Origin of the sequence: Photobacterium rosenbergii (genome assembly GCF_003026455.1) — a bacterium.
Taxonomy (GTDB): domain Bacteria; phylum Pseudomonadota; class Gammaproteobacteria; order Enterobacterales; family Vibrionaceae; genus Photobacterium; species Photobacterium rosenbergii.
The window spans coordinates 29,152-47,082 of the sequence record NZ_PYMB01000009.1; the positions used below are offsets into that span (position 1 = coordinate 29,152).

Here is a 17,931-nt window from a genome sequence, read left to right on the forward strand (position 1 = left end):
TTAAGTGAAAGGAAGCGTTCAGGCGACTGAGGAGGTCATGTTTGCTTTGTCTGCTGACAAGTTAGCAAACTTTATGAGTAACTCATTCTGTTGAAATTGAAGAGATGAAATTTCCGGAAGATGCTTCGAAGAAATTTGCAATGTCGCTATGGATTGCAGTCTGGTTTGACTCATGGCGACATTGCGGTGTGGTTAGGCTTTAAATTCGTTCTTGTCGATGTGGTATTTCTTCATCTTGTCGTACAGGGTTTTGCGGGCAAGCCCAAGCTCTTGCTGGACATCTTTGAGCCTGCCATGATGTCGGTTGAGGGCATCATGTAGCACTTTACATTCGAAGTCGGCGACTCGTTCTGTCAGTGTTGCGGTCAGTGATTGCTGATTGGGATCATGGTGTTGGGGGGTAATGGCTTTGCTCCCCATTAAGGCGTAGCGCTCTGCAAACTGCCTAAGCTCACGAACATTCCCGCTCCAACTTTGCTCATTGAGCCATAGCTCAAGCTGGTTGTCGATATGGGGCGGCTCTATACCAAAGCGGCTGCAATCTGTTCGTAGGAAGTTATGAAATAGCAGGGAAATATCTTCTCGCCGCTGGTTTAGTGGGGGCAGATCAAGAGAAATGAAACCCAGTTTGAAGTAGAGGTTATGGAGGAAGCCCGCTTGGCATTGTTGGTGGCTATCGTTATCAGCGCTGACTATAACCCGAACCGGGATACTATTGCCCATGCACAGAGCTTCGATATAGGCCTGTAATGCTGTTTGAAGGTGTGATGGTGTGTTATCGATATGCTTGAGGTAAAGGGTAGCAAACGTTGTTTCAGGCTTGGCCATGAGCTCATTAAGTAGCCCTTCTGCTCCTGCAGAGCTGCAATCAATCGTCAGAAAAGGTTGTTGTGGCTGCAAGCCATGGTCATGGACAAAACGGGCGACGAGGGCCTTGCCGCAACCGCTTGGGCCATGGACAAATAATGGCGTGTGCGTTTTTGACTGGTGAGCTAAAACCCTTCGCAGCTGTTTGATTGATGGGTCATTACCCAATATCCGTGGCCCCGGCCCGCTTTGGACTTCAAGCTCTCGGCGCAGATCCCTATTTTCCATCACGAGTTCACGTTTTTCACTGGCGCGCTTGACTACATCGAGCAGGTGCTCGGTTGAAAACGGCTTTTCTAGAAAGTCATACGCGCCAAGCCGCATCGCTTCCACGGCCATTGATATATCCCCGTGTCCGGTCAGCATAATGACTGACAGCTCGGGATCCATGGCCAGAGCCTGCTTGAGGAACGTCAGGCCATCGATACCTGGCATATTGATATCTGAGATGATCACCCCGGCAAACTGATTGGTCAGTTGCTCCAGTGCGGGCTTGGCACTGGCAAAAAGGCTGACGTCATAGTCCTCGAGTTCGAGGGTCTGGCCCAGCGCATCGCGGATGGATTTCTCGTCATCAATAAACATGACTTGGGTATTCATGGGGTGATCTCGCTAGTTAATGGCAAGGAAACAGTAAACTCGGCACCACCTCCTAGGTGGTCTTTGACACTGATCGCACCTTGATAGGCATCGATAATGCGTCTTGAGATGGTCATGCCAAGGCCTAAACCATCTTCTTTGGTCGTGTAAAACGGGTCAAAAACCTGTTGTTTTTGTTCTGGGCTCAAACCCGGACCGTTATCCCATACACAGCATAACGCTTGTCCTGCGTCGGCGTTGAGGGTTATGCCAATTTGTGGTTCAGGCTGATCTTTGAGTGCTTGCAGGCTGTTCTGGATAAGGTTGACCAGTACCTGCTCAAACTGTATGGCATCGATGTTGATGACTATGTCTTCGGGAAAATCCTCCAGTCGCAGTATTACGCCTTGCTTGATCAGCGCGCTACGCATTAAAGATAACGCTGAGCGGATAGAGTCGGCGGCGTTCGCCCGTTGTGTGGTTTGCTGTAAATTCTGTTTGCGGGCAAAGACTTTGAACCGCGCAATAATCTCAGCGATCAACTTATTGAGTTGAATGATTTCATCAAGGTTGCGGCCAACAGTGTCATAGCGTTGTTTCTCCAGCAGCCTACGGCCATTTTCGGCATAGGTTCGTATTGCAGCGAGCGGTTGGTTGATCTCATGGTTGATGCTTGCTGATAGCTCCCCTAGCATCGCTAGTTTTGCCGCCTGGAGCAATTCGTCTTGAGTCTGTTTTAACTCTGCTTGGCTGTGTTCGTATTGGTTTAGCGTGATCTTGAGTTGCTCGTTGGTTTCTTGCAGCCGACGGGTGCGTTGACTGACCCGCTTTTCCAAGCGGCTATTGAGGTTAGCCAATGCTATCCTTGCTCGGTAAGTTTGCCACCAAGAATGGACGGCAATGCACAGTAAGGTGTAGATCAGCACAAACAGCAGCAGCACCTGACCCATGTATTCAAAGGCCTTGGTTTGCGGAGTTAAGCCATAGATATACCACCCGGCTTTATCCATATTGTGCTGGGCTGTGATATACGTTTTAGCTGGCGTTTCAGGAAGCTGACGTAAAGCTTGGATCTCTTGCTGATTGAATGCCGCCAGACTGGTAGCTTCGGTCAGCGCGGCAATATCGACCTGGCCATATTGTCGTGATTGTTTGACTTGTTGCCTAATGCCTTCGCTCAATAAGGTCAGGGAGTGATAAAGCCACTCAGGCTCAGAGCTATAGAAGATAATGCCCAACTCATCGGTAATGGCATATTCGATATCTTCGTATTGCCAGATATCGGCCAACAGCGACAGGTCAACCTTGATGGTCAGTACACCGATGATGCGCTGATCGTTTTTTACCGGGGCTGAGAAGTAATAGCCGCGTTTGTCTGACCGAGCACCAAGGGCAAAATACTGGCCGTTTTGTCCACTGGCTGCCTGTTGGAAATAGGGGCGGTAGCTAAAGTTTTGTCCGACAAATGAATCGGCTTGCTGCCAGTTGCTTGAAGCTAGGGTCGTTCCGGCCATGTCTATTAGGTACAGGGTGTCAGCACCGAGGGTTTGGTTCCATTGGGCGAGTAATTGGCTGACAGACTGGTACTGGCTATCCATGGGTGCCGTTTTATGGTTACTCATGGCGTCGAGAAGTGGAGAAAGCAGGCGGGGATCACTCGCAAGCACTTCGGGCAATTGGCTGTAGCGTTCAAGCTGGTTGTCTATTTTGTTACCCAGTTGGGCAACATCAGAGGTAATTTTCTCGCTGAGGTGTTGCTGGACTTGTGAGAAAGTAAGCCAGCCGATAAGCATGGCGCCAACACTGCCAACCAGCAGGGCGAAATAAAAGAATTGTTTTTTGCTCGACATATGAAGGTGAAGGCCTTTTTTAAGCCAATGTAGCAAATTAAACCTGTGGAAACGTCGAGCTTGGTTGCATAGTGGTAGGTCAAAAAGGCTTTTGGGCAATTTACTTGTGTTTCAACAAGACTAAGCGCACAATTTCAGCGTTATTAGAGACATCTAAAGAATCAGCGGAGATAACAATGGAATTGTCTGATATTCGTCGTGACTATACACAGGGTGGGTTGCGCCGTCATGATCTGCCGGAGCAACCGGAACAACTATTCAATACCTGGCTGGAACAGGCGATAGAGGCAAAACTCACTGATCCTACAGCGATGACTGTGGCGACGGTTGACGAACACGGTCAGCCTTATCAGCGTATTGTGTTATTGAAGCACTTTGATAAAGACGGGTTTGTCTTCTATACCAACCTTGGTAGCCGTAAAGCTTCGCAATTGGCTGACAACAGTAAGATCAGCCTACATTTCCCTTGGCATCCACTTGAGCGTCAAGTTCATATTACGGGTACGGCTGAAAAGCTCTCCAAAATGGAAGTCCTAAAATATTTCTCGTCGCGTCCGAAAGAGAGCCAGATTGCGGCTTGGGCTAGCAAGCAAAGCTCACGTATTTCGGCAAGGCAGGCGTTGGAAAGCAAATTCTTTGAGCTCAAAGAGAAATTTGCCAAAGGTGACGTGCCGGTCCCGACATTTTGGGGCGGCTACCGGGTTAAAATTAACTCGATTGAGTTTTGGCAGGGTGGGGCAAACCGCTTACATGACAGGTTCTTGTACACCCGAAGCGAAGAGAACACTCAGTCGTGGGATATTGAACGACTGGCACCATAATTCATGGTACCTGCCACGCTCTTGTATGGGGCACAAATCAAAAAAGAGCAGCCATCGCTGCTCTTTTTTTATGCTGCCAATTGCTGTTGGCTGGTGACAATGCTGACGCCTTCTGGGTGGCGGACTTTCAATGCCTTTTCAGCACTGGCAATAGATTCGATCTCATTCACCGCTTGGATCTGGTATTTGCAAGGGATGTTGAAATGAGGATGGACAACGTAGGTAATTGTAAATTGCTTCATGGTATTTCCAGCTGATAGTTGGCTCTTCGGCCGTTTAATTTAAGAACTGGGCGAATTATAGAAAATCGGCCCAGTACAAAAATTGATCTGGAAACAGGCTTTGGATTGCAAAAAAGTAAACTTAGTCTGCGTGTTTTGGGGTTAGCCGCGTACTGTTACTCTTTCAAAATCACTGATAGCTGGCGTTTCAACATACTTTCAGGGATATGCGAGCCAAAGCCGAGATCGAGTGCAATATCAATCAATTCATTTTTGGAGCGTGCGTTAAATTTTTCACGCAGGCGAATGACATAATTCTCAACCGTTTTGACCGATACCCCGAGCACTTTTGCGATGTACTGGGGTTTCTTGCCGTAGAGCAGAAGGAACAGGACTTCTGATTCGCGGGTATTGAGGTTGATGGCATTGTGGTTGAGATCTAGGTTGAAAGAGGCTTGCTCTTTCGGGTCGATACCGGCAGCACGGCATATCCAGTGGCCGACTTCTAGTACTGCAGTATCTTTGAGTTCGACACCTGAAAAGATGGTCCCGACTATTTCGTTTTCTTCATTTTTCCACGGCGTTTTAGTGAATAAGTGTGCACGCCAACTTCCGTCCGAATAGGGGTGAATATCTAATACCCGCATTCTTTTTCCGGAGGATACGACAAGATTATCTTGTTCTCTAAAAGCTTCTGCACATTCAACAGTAGGGCTTGGCATATCGAAATCGGTACGGCCAATACAATCTAGATGGTGATCAACACCAATGATGTTCCCGTACTCGGAATTAGCATAAACGAAGACTGAATCCTTATCTTTACATCCCCAACATCCTGGGAGTTGATTAAATATATGTAGTAAAGAGGGTTCTACTTTATTTTTCACTACGTGTGCCTGAGTTAATAGAATAGAGCAGTTGCAATCATGAAGTTTAATTGAATGGGCAGAGGTTACAATATCTGAGTGACGGGTTTTTGGGCACAATTGTAAAGTTTGACTCCGAAGAGCACAATCCTGTACGACGTGTAGAAGAGGTATCCAATCAGATTCATATTCTTTGGTATGAGGGTGTATACCAAAGTAAACCCGCTTGGCATGTATCCAAAGTTGGATACTGTAAACAGAAAGCGGTGAACACCGTCCCCTGTCTACGGAAAGTACTATAACAATAGTGTCTAGGGGGAGTAAGGGGGGAAATCACCTATTGACATCAAATTGACAATGTGGTTAAGAGCATCTGTGGCGTGTTATGAAAACCAAAGCATACAAGTGCTTAGTGTAAATCGAAGATTATACCCTAGCGAGGATGAATGAGACTGATAAAGAGAAAAAGAGAGCTTATTCAGATATTTTGCATAGTTTTTTTATGGTGAAACCAGCCTTTATAGCTCTGTTGCAAACTACGGAGATGATAAGCTGGAAGCGTGTTGTCCAGATATGCATACATCTGCAATCCTCTGCTTTTATATATCTAATTTTCACCTCACAGCACTACAATTTTATTTCCCAAGTGCAGTTATTTTCACACATAACTTATTTCACAAATAAAAAAACGACCAAAATCCCTGAGACTTTGGTCGTTATGTTGAGCTTTTTATATCCCTTTATTTGGTAAGGGTTATTAATGCCAAACCACAATGAGTGTTTAATTCACGAAATTAAATGTCCTTAACAAGGTGATACCTAAGCTACTGGAGAATATGGAACCGAGTGTCGTGACTGCGATTATATTGGCTGCCAGATAGGCGTTGCCTCCCATATTCCTTGCCATGACATAACTGGCGGCGGCCGTCGGCGCTGCACTCATTAGGAAAATAAGGCCCAATTCTAAATCCCTGAAACCAAGCCCAATTCCAGCAAGGGTGATAAGCAATGGGGCAATGATCAATTTACCGACGCTGGCAAACTGCGTATTGGTTGGTTCTTGGCGCAATTGGTTAAAGTCCAAACTTGCCCCTGTGCAAAGCAGTGCCAACGGCAGCGTCATCCCTGCAAAGTAGCCGCCAGATTTGGTAATGATCTCTGGTAACGGGATGGTAAAAACAGAAAAAGGCAGCGCGCAGAGAATACTGATGATCAGCGGGTTTTTAATAATCGAGCGAAGGAGGAAACTCGCATTGAGGCTAGGTAGGTTTGGGTTTGAACGCGACAGGGTGATAACCGCAAGGATATTGTAGGCAACAGTAATCACGGCGACGTAGAGTGAACCCAATGCCAGGCCGGTATCACCAAACGCGTTACTGGCATAGGCCAAACCAATGATGCCGGTGTTGGCACGGAAAGCCCCTTGGACAACAACCCCACGATCTTTTTTCTGTTTTATTGCCTTGTTGGCCAGTAACTCGAACAAGATATAAGTCAGGATATTGGCCGCGAGTGCAAACAACAACAAATCAGGGTTACCAATTTCTGAGATATTGGAGCGGGCAACACTCAAAAACAGCATTGCGGGCAAAGTGAGGTTGAAAACCAGTTTGGAGCCGGTTTCGATAAAGTCTTCCGTCAACATGCCAATACGCTTGAGATAAATCCCGAGGCCAAGCATTAGGAAGATGGGGCCGGTAATAGAAAATGAATAATGTAATTGTGCAAGCAGTTCTGTCATGGTCGCCTATCCCTATTAAGAATGCTATTTGTAACACAAATAGCACCTAGGGAGGAAACATGATCAAGGATCATTGTATCGATCTGTTTCTTAATGGCCAGCAGTGGCGAAGATGCGCTCGATATAGTGGCAACATACTGAAACTAGATGGAACGATGATCAAGGGAAGTGGTTTAACGGGTGATGTCTTTCCGACTGGAACGATGATCAAGCCAGATCATGATCAAAGTGATTTAGCCCAGAACAATGATCAAGTTGCTTGTCATTTCCGGTTGCGTAAAGTTTCAGCAAGCGGGCAGTTGATAAAAACTCAAACAGCGTATATCGACTTAAATGATTGAAAAGTAGTCTATTAATTCACATTACTTTGGTTAGGTCGCCGTTGCTTTGCTATTGGTGTTTGCAATTAACTGGTTCTAAAATCAGCAAAATAAGGTCAGAATGACACTGGCCGTAAAAACTACTCACTTGATCATTGTTCCGAAGTATAGCTATGTGAGGAAGTATGATACTATCGCTCCAAGAATCACCGTTATATCCTCGGTTATTTAGCATGAAAGAAAAGCTAAACTCGTCAATATTCAAACCTTCAGAAATTGTTAAACTGCCAGAGCAGATGGATCACCACAATCACGGCTATAATCAGGTGGTTATTGGGCTATCTGGTCAGACTGAGTTTGATATTGAAGGGGCGGGAAACCTAGTTTGCCCCGGCCAGGGCTGTTTGGTTACGGCGGACTCGGAACATGCCTTTTCTGGTATTGGCAATAATGAAATTTTGGTGCTCAATGTCGCCTCTGATCAGTATCAGGCTAGTTACACTCAGGATCATATCGCCCGTTTGTTTGATCAATCTGGCTATTTTCATCTTGACAGACAGGCCCAGAACCTCATTCAGGCTCTGACCGCTGAGATGGCTGCCCATCCTGATGACCTGCTGCTTAGCAGAGCTTGTACCGATACCCTGATGTGTGTGCTGCACCGCCATTTTAAACCGCTTAAAGACGATCGCCAGTCATACCGGCTGAATATGGATGTGATTGATCAGTACATTCTCCAGCACCTGACCAGGAAAATATCGGTTGCCCAATTGGCGGGACTGGTTTTTTTGGGCGAGAGTCAATTCCATTTCTTGTTCAAAGAGCAAACCGGCGTAACGCCCCACCAATATGTGCTGAAGAAGCGACTGGAGCTCGCCCGGGATCTGATTGAGGAGTCCCAACTGAGTGTTGCCCAGGTGGCACAAAGTACTGGATTTGCTAGCCAGAGTAGTTTTACCCAGGCCTTCACCCGGTTATTTGGCAAGCCCCCGGCACGCTATCGCCGTGAAAACCCATCTGGCTAGTAGAGTCAGGCTTCCCTATTATTTTAGTTACCCTCTTTTTCTTAACTCCCTGTTTCTTTCTACCTTGCTTCATTTTGCCCAGTTAACAAAGTCGTTATCGCGTTACTTTGCAGCGACTGGGTTTGTTGCCTGTATGTAGCAAACAACATCAATCCCGCTTCTTTTTTACATATTTATTAGATGTAGTGTGCATATTTCCCTGTGGATCACTCTTGATCATGTTTCCACTTTCTCTTGATCATTGTTCCGACGTTGTGTGTTTCTTCAGCAAAATTTGGCTGCTGGTTACGGAAAAATTCACGTTTTCTAAAAAATCCCTGTCAATTTTTGTTAAAGGCCGGACTTTTTCTAAAAAGTATCGGAGAATATAGCAAGACTATCGGAGTGGCGGAAAATAAAATCCCCTCAATGGTAACACTGATGTAACATTTTTCTTGGGTAGGGGGCAGCAAGTAATGGAAAATGCTGTTTGCCTGATCCGGTATACTATTGAGGGAATCACTATGTTCAATGCGGCAGAAGTACTTCAGCCTAGTTTTATTGGGCGTCCACTGGATGAGCTCTGGTCACAGATTTCACCCCTTTACAGCGTGGATGAATCACAATGGCTAGCGCAGTTGATGCCGTTGGCCGAGCCAACAGAGCAAGAGAGGCAGTTCACATCAGAACAAGCCACTAGCTTGATTGAGCGGGTTAGGGCTGATCAGAATGCAATTCAGATGATTGATGCCCTGTTGCTTGAATACAGCCTGGACACCAAAGAAGGGATCTTGCTGATGTGTCTGGCAGAAGCGCTGATGCGTATCCCAGACGCGGCGACAGCCGATGCCCTGATCCGTGACAAGCTCAGTGTGGCGGATTGGAAGTCCCACCTGAAAAACTCCGATTCATTATTCGTCAATGCTTCCACCTGGGGGCTGATGCTGACTGGTAAAGTGGTCAGCCTTGATGCCAAGGAAGATGGCGCGCCTAGCCATGTCATCAACCGCTTGGTTAACAAGATGTCCGAGCCGGTGATCCGCCAGGCCATGAACCAGGCCATGAAAATCATGGGCCACCAATTTGTACTAGGCCGTACCATTGCCGAGGCGATGAAGAACGGTAAAGGCAAACGCGACCAAGGCTTTACCTATTCTTTCGACATGCTGGGCGAAGCGGCACTGACTGCCCAGGATGCACAAAAATATTTCAAAGATTACGTAATGGCTGTTGAGGCGGTAGGCCGTGACAGCTATGCCAGCGAACAAGGTAGCAATACCCGCTCGCCGGACCCAACAGTCTCTATTAAGCTTTCTGCCCTGCATCCTCGCTATGATGTGGCGAACGAAGCCCGTGTACTGGAAGAAATGTACCAGTCGGTCCTTTCGCTATTGAAGCGTGCCCGCGAACTCAATGTTGGTATCACCATTGATGCCGAAGAAGCCGATCGCCTTGAACTGTCGCTAAAGTTATTCGAAAAGCTTTACCGCTCGGAAGAGGTAAAAGGCTGGGGTCGCTTTGGCCTAGTGGTACAGGCATACTCGAAGCGTGCTTTGCCGGTACTGGCATGGTTGGCTGCATTGGCCAAGGAGCAAGGGGATGTGATCCCGTTGCGCTTGGTAAAAGGGGCTTATTGGGACAGCGAATTGAAACTGTCACAGCAGAGCGGTTATAGCGCTTATCCGGTGTTTACCCGCAAAGAAGCCACCGATGCGTCATACTTGGCGTGTGCCCGTTTCTTATTGGCGTCTCACCTCAACGGCCTTATCTACCCGCAGTTTGCCAGCCACAATGCCCACACCGTGTCGGCAATTATGGCGATGGCACAATCACACCGTAATTTCGAGTTCCAGCGCCTGCATGGTATGGGGGATGCGCTCTACAACCATGTGATGGAGATGCACCAGACCAATGTAAGGATCTATGCGCCGGTCGGTAGCCATAAAGATTTGCTGCCGTACTTGGTTCGCCGTTTGTTGGAAAACGGTGCCAACAGCTCGTTTGTCCACCGCTTGGTCGATGCCAACTGTCCAGTGGAAAGCCTGATCCAGCACCCGGTTGATACCCTTAAATCCCGCCCGACCTTGCACAACAGCTTGATCCCGCTACCGCCGCAAATTTTCGGTGAAGAGCGTAAGAACTCTGCGGGTGTAAATATCGAGATTGCTTCGCAATGGCAGCCATTCAGTGAATCTGTCCAGGCATTTGCCAACCATCAGTGGCAGGCTGGCCCTATCATCAATGGGGTTGCCTTGCAGGCCGGTGAAAGGGTTTTTGCCGTCACTGCGCCTTATGATCGTCGCGAAAGTGTGGGTAACGTGGCATTTGCCAATGCAGCCCAAGTCAATGAAGCGATTTCCATTGCGGCGGAGACCTACCCGCAGTGGTCAGCCCTGCCTGCCGCAGAGCGTGCAGCTTGCCTGCAACGCTTGGCTGACTTGCTCGAAGAAAATACCGGTGAGCTCGTTGCCCTTTGCCACCGTGAGGCGGGTAAAACCATCCAAGATGGTATCGATGAAATTCGTGAGGCGGTGGACTTCTGCCGTTTCTATGCCAACCAGGCCGCCGAGGAGTTTTCCCAGCCCAAGCCTGTAATGGGCTTTGACGGGACGACCCGCCAGTTGAGCTACCAAGGTCGTGGTGTCTTTGCCTGTATCAGCCCATGGAACTTCCCATTGGCGATCTTCCTTGGTCAGGTTTCTGCCGCGCTAGTTGCGGGTAATACCGTCGTCGCAAAACCTGCCGAGCAAACATCGCTGATTGCTTTCCGTGCCATTGAACTGATGCTTGAAGCTGGCGTTCCTGCTGGTGCTATCCAGCTGCTGCCGGGGACCGGTGCTGAAGTGGGTGCACCACTGACATCTGATCCGCGTATTGCCGGGGTGGCATTTACCGGCTCAACCGAAACGGCCCAACGTATTAACCGCAGCCTTGCTGCTCGTGACTGTGAGCCTGTGCCATTTATTGCTGAAACCGGTGGCCAGAATGCCATGTTGGTAGACAGTACTGCCCTGCCAGAGCAGGTGGTACGTGATGTAGTGCGTTCAGCCTTTGCTTCGGCAGGCCAGCGTTGTTCTGCTTTGCGCGTGCTGTTTATCCAACAAGATATTGCTGACAGGGTGATTGGCCTGATTAAAGGGGCGATGGCAGAACTGTCTGTCGGCCGTCCTGAGCTTCACAGCACTGATGTTGGCCCGGTGATTGATGCAACGGCCCGCGACAAGCTGCTGACCCATATCCAGTCACTGAAAAACCAAGCCAAGCTGGTGGCGCAGGCCACTATTCCTCAGAGCTGCCAGCATGGTGACTTTGTGCCACCGTCAGCGTTTGAAATTCCATCTATTGATGTTCTAAAAAATGAAAACTTCGGCCCGATCCTCCATATCGTCCGTTTCAAAGCGAACGAGCTGGATCAGGTCATCGACCAAATCAACCAGACCGGTTTTGGACTGACAATGGGCGTACATAGCCGAAACGAGCGTACCTATAGCCATATCGAGCGCCGTGCCCGTGTCGGTAACTGCTACATCAACCGTGATCAGGTTGGTGCGGTAGTGGGTGTCCAGCCATTTGGTGGTCAGGGACTATCAGGCACTGGCCCGAAAGCCGGTGGCCCGCACTACCTATACCGCTTTACCCAAGACTGTGTTGAAGCCTAATGGCCGTCGAGAAATTTAAGGAGTGATCATGACTATTCAAACATTGGTAAATACAAGCTCGGCGGCATGGGAAGGCTGGAACAACCTGGGCTATGAAGCCCGTACCCGTATTTTGCGCCATTGGACCGACCAACTGGCTGCAGAATGCCGCGCCATGGTGGAATTTCAGTGCAGCCATGCCGAAGAACATGTGGCACCGACTTTATTGATGCCGGGTCCAACCGGTGAAACAAACGAGCTTTACTGTGCCGGACGTGGCAGCTTTATCGTCACTGCCGACACTGAGACCCCATTAGTGGCATTGGTCGGCCAGCTTACGGCTGCACTGGTGACAGGTAATACTGTTTTTGTTTGCCTGCCTGCAAACTACCCACTAAAGGCCAAAGAGATCGTGGCACAACTGGAGAAAAGCGGTTGTGCCGGCGGTGTGATCACCGCTATCGATAATGATCAGCTTGCCGACTTGGTCAGCCATCCTGCTATTGCAGGTGTGGCCTATGCCGGCAAACTGTCGACAACCCAGGCGCTTGCGCGCCAACTTGCTGCCCGAGACGGCCTGCTTGCCCAGCTGATCAGTGAAACTGATACCGACAAGCTACCGGTGATCGGCAGCCCGACATACTCACTGCGTTTTGTGACCGAAAGGACGCGGACGATCAACATCACGGCAGTTGGTGGTAATGCCACTTTGCTTGAGTTGGGGAGTGGTGAGGAACACTAACCCGGGTTGGGCCGCTTGAAGCAGGGAACTAGCTTGCAACCTGCCTGCGGCCACTAAGCAACCCATCGCTGATTGTCAGCGCTATAACCAAAATGCCCCCGCTATGGACGGGGGCTTTAAGTGAGGGAACTCAAACAATGATAGAGAATAGCTTTGCTATTACAGCAACGTTTATCGCCTACCTGATCGGTATGTTGGCCATTGGCTACATTGCGTATAAACGCACGTCGAACTCAGCGGATTACTTCTTGGGTGGCCGTACACTCGGACCATGGCCTGCTGCGCTGTCTGCCGGTGCGTCGGATATGAGTGGCTGGTTGCTACTTGGCCTGCCGGGTTACGCCTATGCCGCGGGGATAGAGTCACTGTGGTTGGCGGGTGGCCTGCTGCTGGGTACTTGGCTGAACTGGCTGATCTGTGCCAAGCGCCTGCGTACCTACAGTATTACCACTGATAACGCATTGACCATGCCGGAATTTCTGGCCCGTCGCTTTGACGATAAATCCAAGCTGATCCAAACTATTTCAGCATTCTTTATCTTGCTGTTTTTCCTTTTCTACACCAGCTCGGGTTTGGTTGCCGGTGGTAAGTTGTTCGAGACCGTCTTCGGCCTTGATTACACTATCGCGGTGGTTGTCGGTACGGTTTGTGTGGTGTCGTATACATTATTCGGTGGTTTCCTTGCAGTATCGTGGACTGACTTGGTGCAGGGTTTGTTGATGTCTGCGGCACTGCTGATTGTGCCGATTGCCGCAATGAACGGCTCGCCAAGCGATTTGGCAATGGCACTGGAAGCGAAGAACCCAGAATTGATGACATTGTTCAATGACGTCAAAGGTGAGCCGCTATCAGCAATTGCGATTATCTCGCTAGCAGCCTGGGGCTTGGGTTACTTCGGCCAACCGCATATCCTGGCGCGATTCAAGGCAACCCGTAGCAATGCCGACATCGGTACTGCTCGTCGCATCGCAGTGGGCTGGACAGCACTGTCTATGGCCGGTGCAATCCTTGTTGGCCTAGTCGGTATCTTGTTTGTCGATAACCAGCTAGCAGGTAACCTTGATGACGGTGAGCGTATCTTCATGCTGCTGGTGAACTCGATGTTCCACCCAGTAATTGCCGGTATTTTGCTGGCGGCGATTCTGGCAGCGATCATGAGTACTGCTGACTCCCAGTTGTTGGTGTCATCATCGGCTCTGGCTGAGGATTTCTACAAGCAGGTATTCCGCCCGCAGGCGACATCTGAAGAGATTGTGAAGGTTGGCCGTATTGCGGTTATTGTACTTTCGATTATTGCCCTGATGCTGGCGATGAACCCTGACAGTACAGTACTGGGCCTTGTATCTTACGCATGGGCTGGTTTCGGTGCGGCATTCGGTCCGGCTTTGCTGTTAAGCCTATTCTGGAAACACATGAACCGAAACGGCGCGTTGGCAGGCATTGTTATCGGTGCCATGACCGTAGTGATCTGGAAGCAGCTAACTGGCGGTATCTTCGATCTCTATGAAATCGTCCCAGGCTTTATCTTTGCGACAGTCGCCATTGTGGCGGTGAGCAAGGCAACAGGCGGTGCGTCGAAAGCGGTTGAAGAGCAGTTCGAGGCTTACCAGAAGAACTTGGTAGAGTTTAAGTAATTTGGTGGATTACTTAACCGGCTAAGCCAAATTATGGAAACGGCTTCCCAGCAGGGAAGCCGTTTTTTTTATCTGCGAAGCAAAGCTTTGACAGTGTTTTTGACTAAATAGTAACCACTCAAACAAATCGGACCAAAAAATAGTGCAGTACTTATATTCTGTTTAAGTTTATGATTTAAATGGATATATATTCTTATCCTGAACAATTGGATACAAATTCAACCCATCTTTGTACTAGTTTACTATTACATTGTTGCGGGGGTTCTGATAGTTTGTGCTGGCAATCACGCATTACTGTCACACTATCACTAGAAGTACCTGATAAATGAAGTTGAAAATCTGCTCTGCTGTCATCTCTACACTTTTACTGGCTGGTCAAGCGTCAGCCTTCACCCTTTATGAAGATGAGCAAACCAAGTTTGATATCGGTGGTGTCTTTGTTCTTGATGCCTTCCAGCCTGTGTTCGGCGAAGATGATATTTTCTCTGCCAGCCGTAGTATTTTGAACATGGGTGTTGAGCGTCAAATCCAACCGGGTTTGACTATGGATGCCAAGTTTGAATGGGATCAGTTCCTCAATAGCCCAACTTCTGGCCGCAACAATTTCCGTAACCGTCTAGGTTATGTATCTATTAACAGTGATGAACTCGGTAACCTGCGTTTCGGTAAGCAGTGGTCGGCATACCACGATGTTGCCCGCTACATGGATAACTTGATCATCATCGATCCGGATGCGACACCGATTTACTCTGAAGGTACTGACGGTGGCTTCGCGGCAACAGGCCGTGGTGACAACCTGGTGGCATACCGCTACAGCAATAACGGTGTGAATGTATCGGCGCACTATGGTTTTACCAGCGACGGTGAAGAGTCAGCACCTTTTGAAGATGCTGGTGAGACTAAAACAGTTAAGGTAAAACGTGATTACAACTATGCGCTATCGACCAGTTACGACTTTGAATCGGGTCTAAGCCTAGGTGTGGCTTACCTTGAGAACAAAGTAGAAATCACTAATAGCCAGGAAGTTAATGGCTTAGAAGACGGTGACAAGCAAACGGCACTGACTGTCGGTGGCCAGTATGTTGCTGGTGGCCTGAAGGTCGCCGCGGTTTACACTAAGGGTGAAAACATCCACAAAGCGGGCCTACAGGGTACATCAAACCCTGAAACTTCTGCTAAGTGGGCTGATGCCGATGCGGTAGACGTATACGCACATTACGCTCTTGAATCAGGCTTCCGTCCATATGCTTATGCTTCCCACGTTGATTTCGACGGTGAAGATGGCGTAGATGGCGACCGCCAAGTGTACGCTGTGGGTCTATCCTACGCCTTCACTCCGGGTGCAACACTGTCAGTGGAAGTTAAGCGCAACGAACTGAATGAGTTCAGTGGTGAATCTAGCCGTACTGACAACGGCGGTGGTTTCAACTTCGCTTGGGCATTCTAATCCCCGCAAAGACGTTGTTGATCTAACCATTGAAAGGCTGGCATTTTGCCGGCCTTTTTTGTCTCTGTTGTTTGATGGTTGATGTAACGCAACTCAGGAGCTTTGCGGTTTATGGTTAGATACGTGGACTTTATGGGAGAGATTTCATGGCATTATCAGATAGAGAAAAAAGCCTGATCGCAGGTATGTTGTATAACCCGGGGGCTGATGATTTGCCCCAAGACCGCCAAAAGGCCCGCAGCCTGTGCCGTAAAATCAGCAATTGTGATGACAATAAAGAGCGTAATGCGTTAGTTCAGCAATTGTTCGCCAAATCAGACGACTCAACGACGCTCAATGGCAATTTCATGTGTGATTACGGCTATAACATCGAGGTTGGCAAAAGTTTCTACATGAATGCCAATGGGGTGATCCTCGATTGTGGCAAAGTGATTATCGGTGATGAAGTGATGATTGGCCCTAATGTGACCTTGTGCACGGCAGGTCATCCGATAGACGCGGCTACCCGCTATACCTACGAAGAGTTTGCCAAGCCAATTACAGTTGGCAACCAAGTGTGGATTGGTGCCAATGTGCTGGTGCTGCCGGGGGTGACGATTGGTGATGGGGCCGTTGTCGGTGGTGGCAGTGTTGTGACCAAGGATGTCCCTGCCCACACGGTGGTGGTGGGTAACCCTGCCAAAGTCGTCAAAGAGAACATCAACGATTAAGCGGGCGGCTAAACATCGCTTAATCCTATCGGGTAAGGCTCACCGCCGCGCTGCGGGGGAAATACGCGACGGTGAGGGTTATTGAGCAACAGCAGCCTGAAGCTGCCGGTGACTTACTCGCAAGGTGGAGCGAGGTGGATCATCGCAAGGCCGCCGAGTGAGGTTTCGCGGTATTTCTTGTTCATGTCCTTACCCGTTTGGTACATGGTATCGATGACCTTATCGAGCGAGATACGCGATTTGCTGTTGCGCTTGAGGGCCATGCGCGAGGCATTGATCGCTTTCATCGCGCCCATGGCATTGCGCTCGATACAAGGGATCTGGACCAAGCCGCCAATAGGATCGCAGGTCATGCCTAGCGAGTGCTCCATAGCAATTTCAGCCGCCATGCAAATTTGCTCATTGCTGCCGCCACGAATGGCCGTCAGGCCTGCGGCTGCCATTGAGGATGACACGCCGATTTCACCCTGACAGCCCACCTCAGCGCCGGAAATTGACGCATTCATCTTATACAGCATGCCAATGGCAGCAGAGACGGCAAGGAAGTCCTTGATTTGCTTTTCGTCCAATTCCCGGATGAACTTGTTGTAGTACATCAGTACCGCAGGGATCACCCCGGCAGCCCCGTTAGTCGGTGAGGTCACCACCTGGCCACCTGCGGCGTTTTCTTCGCTCACGGCAAAAGCAAAGAGGTTGACCCAATCAAGCACCACCATAGGATCGTTCTCGATCTCTTGGTTGGATTCGAGTTTTTTCAGTAGCGCTGGCGCACGGCGCACTACATGCAAACCACCCTCCAGTACCCCTTCGGTCTCAAAGCCTCGGGCCATGCAGTCCGACATCACTTGCCAGATCTGATTTGCCTTGGCATCCAACTCTTGCTGACTGCGAAATGCGAGTTCGTTGCGCAGGAACATGGCCCCGATACTAAACCCTTCGCGCTCTGTAATGGTGAGGATATCTTCTGCCGATTTGAACTCGAACGGTACGGCCACTTCGCTGGTGGCTTTACCGTTTTGCAGCTCGTCAGCCGTCGCAATGAACCCGCCGCCAATCGAATAGTAGGTTTCGATGAAAAGTTGGTTGCCGGCGGTGTCGAAGGCGGTAATGGTCATACCGTTTTCATGCAACGGCAGGTTGTCGCTATGGAACAGCATGTCAGTATCGACATTGAAAGTAATGGTCTTCTTACCAGCAAGCAACAGGGTTTTGTTGGCAATACCCTCAGCCATGGCTTGGTTGGCCGCCTGGATATCGATGGCATCAGGCTTGTTGTTCATCAAGCCAAGGATTGAAGCGCGGTCGGTGTGGTGGCCTTTGCCTGTCAGCGACAATGAACCGTACAAATCCACTTGTACCCGGGCCACATCATCCAGCATACCATCCACTTTCTGGCAGAAATCAAAACCGGCCAGCATCGGGCCGTTGGTGTGGGAACTGGACGGGCCTACACCCACTTTGTAGATATCGAAAATAGATAACATGGTCTTT

The 17,931-nt window shown here is 49.2% G+C and carries 14 protein-coding genes; 8 read left to right on the plus strand and 6 right to left on the minus strand.

Features of this window, described 5'->3' with window-relative positions; genetic code table 11:
* Positions 1-192 precede the first annotated feature (192 nt).
* Both C9J01_RS17465 and C9J01_RS17470 read right to left on the minus strand, forming a co-directional pair.
* Positions 193-1,467 carry a sigma-54-dependent transcriptional regulator gene (locus C9J01_RS17465; RefSeq protein ID WP_107299423.1) on the minus strand — a complete coding sequence of 425 codons (1,275 nt, stop codon included), beginning with the start codon at positions 1,465-1,467 and terminating at the stop codon, positions 193-195.
* A complete protein-coding gene (locus C9J01_RS17470) occupies positions 1,464-3,296 on the minus strand; it encodes a sensor histidine kinase (protein ID WP_107299424.1) in 1,833 nt (610 codons plus the stop codon). Before C9J01_RS17470 ends, C9J01_RS17465 begins: the two co-directional genes overlap by 4 nt.
* 176 nt (positions 3,297-3,472) lie before the next feature.
* On the opposite strand from C9J01_RS17470, the gene pdxH reads away from it, so the two are divergent.
* On the plus strand, positions 3,473-4,117 hold the full coding sequence (pdxH, locus tag C9J01_RS17475) for a pyridoxamine 5'-phosphate oxidase (RefSeq protein ID WP_107299425.1): 645 nt from the start codon (positions 3,473-3,475) through the stop codon (positions 4,115-4,117).
* A 68-nt stretch (positions 4,118-4,185) separates the two neighbouring features.
* Here the strand turns inward: pdxH and C9J01_RS17480 are convergent, their stop codons facing one another.
* The 3 genes from C9J01_RS17480 to C9J01_RS17495 form a co-directional block, all read right to left on the minus strand.
* The gene (locus C9J01_RS17480) at positions 4,186-4,359 is read right to left on the minus strand and encodes an addiction module component (protein WP_107299426.1); all 174 of its coding nucleotides are present in this window, start codon (positions 4,357-4,359) and stop codon (positions 4,186-4,188) included.
* A gap of 155 nt (positions 4,360-4,514) precedes the next feature.
* Positions 4,515-5,225: a helix-turn-helix transcriptional regulator gene (locus C9J01_RS17485; RefSeq protein WP_107299427.1), complete on the minus strand. Its 711-nt coding sequence runs from the start codon at positions 5,223-5,225 to the stop codon at positions 4,515-4,517.
* 760 nt (positions 5,226-5,985) lie between these two features.
* Positions 5,986-6,945, minus strand: a complete 960-nt coding sequence (locus C9J01_RS17495) for an AEC family transporter (RefSeq protein WP_107299429.1) — start codon at positions 6,943-6,945, stop codon at positions 5,986-5,988.
* A gap of 59 nt (positions 6,946-7,004) precedes the next feature.
* Between C9J01_RS17495 and C9J01_RS17500 the strand changes: the two genes are divergently transcribed.
* From C9J01_RS17500 to C9J01_RS17530, 7 genes are all read left to right on the plus strand, one after another.
* A complete protein-coding gene (locus C9J01_RS17500) occupies positions 7,005-7,286 on the plus strand; it encodes a hypothetical protein (RefSeq protein WP_107299430.1) in 282 nt (93 codons plus the stop codon).
* A gap of 212 nt (positions 7,287-7,498) precedes the next feature.
* Positions 7,499-8,290 carry an AraC family transcriptional regulator gene (locus tag C9J01_RS17505; RefSeq protein ID WP_107299431.1) on the plus strand — a complete coding sequence of 264 codons (792 nt, stop codon included), beginning with the start codon at positions 7,499-7,501 and terminating at the stop codon, positions 8,288-8,290.
* Positions 8,291-8,793: 503 nt separating this feature from the next.
* On the plus strand, positions 8,794-11,928 hold the full coding sequence (putA, locus tag C9J01_RS17510; protein WP_107299432.1) for a bifunctional proline dehydrogenase/L-glutamate gamma-semialdehyde dehydrogenase PutA: 3,135 nt from the start codon (positions 8,794-8,796) through the stop codon (positions 11,926-11,928).
* A gap of 28 nt (positions 11,929-11,956) precedes the next feature.
* Positions 11,957-12,649, plus strand: a complete 693-nt coding sequence (locus C9J01_RS17515; RefSeq protein ID WP_237157004.1) for an aldehyde dehydrogenase family protein — start codon at positions 11,957-11,959, stop codon at positions 12,647-12,649.
* Positions 12,650-12,786: 137 nt separating this feature from the next.
* Complete coding sequence (gene putP / locus C9J01_RS17520) at positions 12,787-14,283, plus strand: sodium/proline symporter PutP (RefSeq protein WP_107299434.1); 1,497 nt, start codon at positions 12,787-12,789, stop codon at positions 14,281-14,283.
* A 325-nt stretch (positions 14,284-14,608) separates the two neighbouring features.
* Complete coding sequence (locus C9J01_RS17525) at positions 14,609-15,730, plus strand: porin (protein ID WP_107299435.1); 1,122 nt, start codon at positions 14,609-14,611, stop codon at positions 15,728-15,730.
* A gap of 146 nt (positions 15,731-15,876) precedes the next feature.
* A complete protein-coding gene (locus C9J01_RS17530) occupies positions 15,877-16,440 on the plus strand; it encodes a sugar O-acetyltransferase (RefSeq protein ID WP_107299436.1) in 564 nt (187 codons plus the stop codon).
* A 113-nt stretch (positions 16,441-16,553) separates the two neighbouring features.
* Here the strand turns inward: C9J01_RS17530 and C9J01_RS17535 are convergent, their stop codons facing one another.
* A complete protein-coding gene (locus C9J01_RS17535) occupies positions 16,554-17,924 on the minus strand; it encodes an L-serine ammonia-lyase (protein ID WP_107299437.1) in 1,371 nt (456 codons plus the stop codon).
* Positions 17,925-17,931 lie beyond the last annotated feature (7 nt).

Coding starts and splice junctions, on each gene's coding strand:
- C9J01_RS17465 (WP_107299423.1), bottom strand. CDS start 1,467: ATGAATACCCAAGTCATGTTTATTGATGACGAGAAATCCATCCGCGAT.
- C9J01_RS17470 (WP_107299424.1), bottom strand. CDS start 3,296: ATGTCGAGCAAAAAACAATTCTTTTATTTCGCCCTGCTGGTTGGCAGT.
- pdxH (WP_107299425.1), top strand. CDS start 3,473: ATGGAATTGTCTGATATTCGTCGTGACTATACACAGGGTGGGTTGCGC.
- C9J01_RS17480 (WP_107299426.1), bottom strand. CDS start 4,359: ATGAAGCAATTTACAATTACCTACGTTGTCCATCCTCATTTCAACATC.
- C9J01_RS17495 (WP_107299429.1), bottom strand. CDS start 6,945: ATGACAGAACTGCTTGCACAATTACATTATTCATTTTCTATTACCGGC.
- C9J01_RS17500 (WP_107299430.1), top strand. CDS start 7,005: ATGATCAAGGATCATTGTATCGATCTGTTTCTTAATGGCCAGCAGTGG.
- C9J01_RS17505 (WP_107299431.1), top strand. CDS start 7,499: ATGAAAGAAAAGCTAAACTCGTCAATATTCAAACCTTCAGAAATTGTT.
- putA (WP_107299432.1), top strand. CDS start 8,794: ATGTTCAATGCGGCAGAAGTACTTCAGCCTAGTTTTATTGGGCGTCCA.
- C9J01_RS17515 (WP_237157004.1), top strand. CDS start 11,957: ATGACTATTCAAACATTGGTAAATACAAGCTCGGCGGCATGGGAAGGC.
- putP (WP_107299434.1), top strand. CDS start 12,787: ATGATAGAGAATAGCTTTGCTATTACAGCAACGTTTATCGCCTACCTG.
- C9J01_RS17525 (WP_107299435.1), top strand. CDS start 14,609: ATGAAGTTGAAAATCTGCTCTGCTGTCATCTCTACACTTTTACTGGCT.
- C9J01_RS17530 (WP_107299436.1), top strand. CDS start 15,877: ATGGCATTATCAGATAGAGAAAAAAGCCTGATCGCAGGTATGTTGTAT.
- C9J01_RS17535 (WP_107299437.1), bottom strand. CDS start 17,924: ATGTTATCTATTTTCGATATCTACAAAGTGGGTGTAGGCCCGTCCAGT.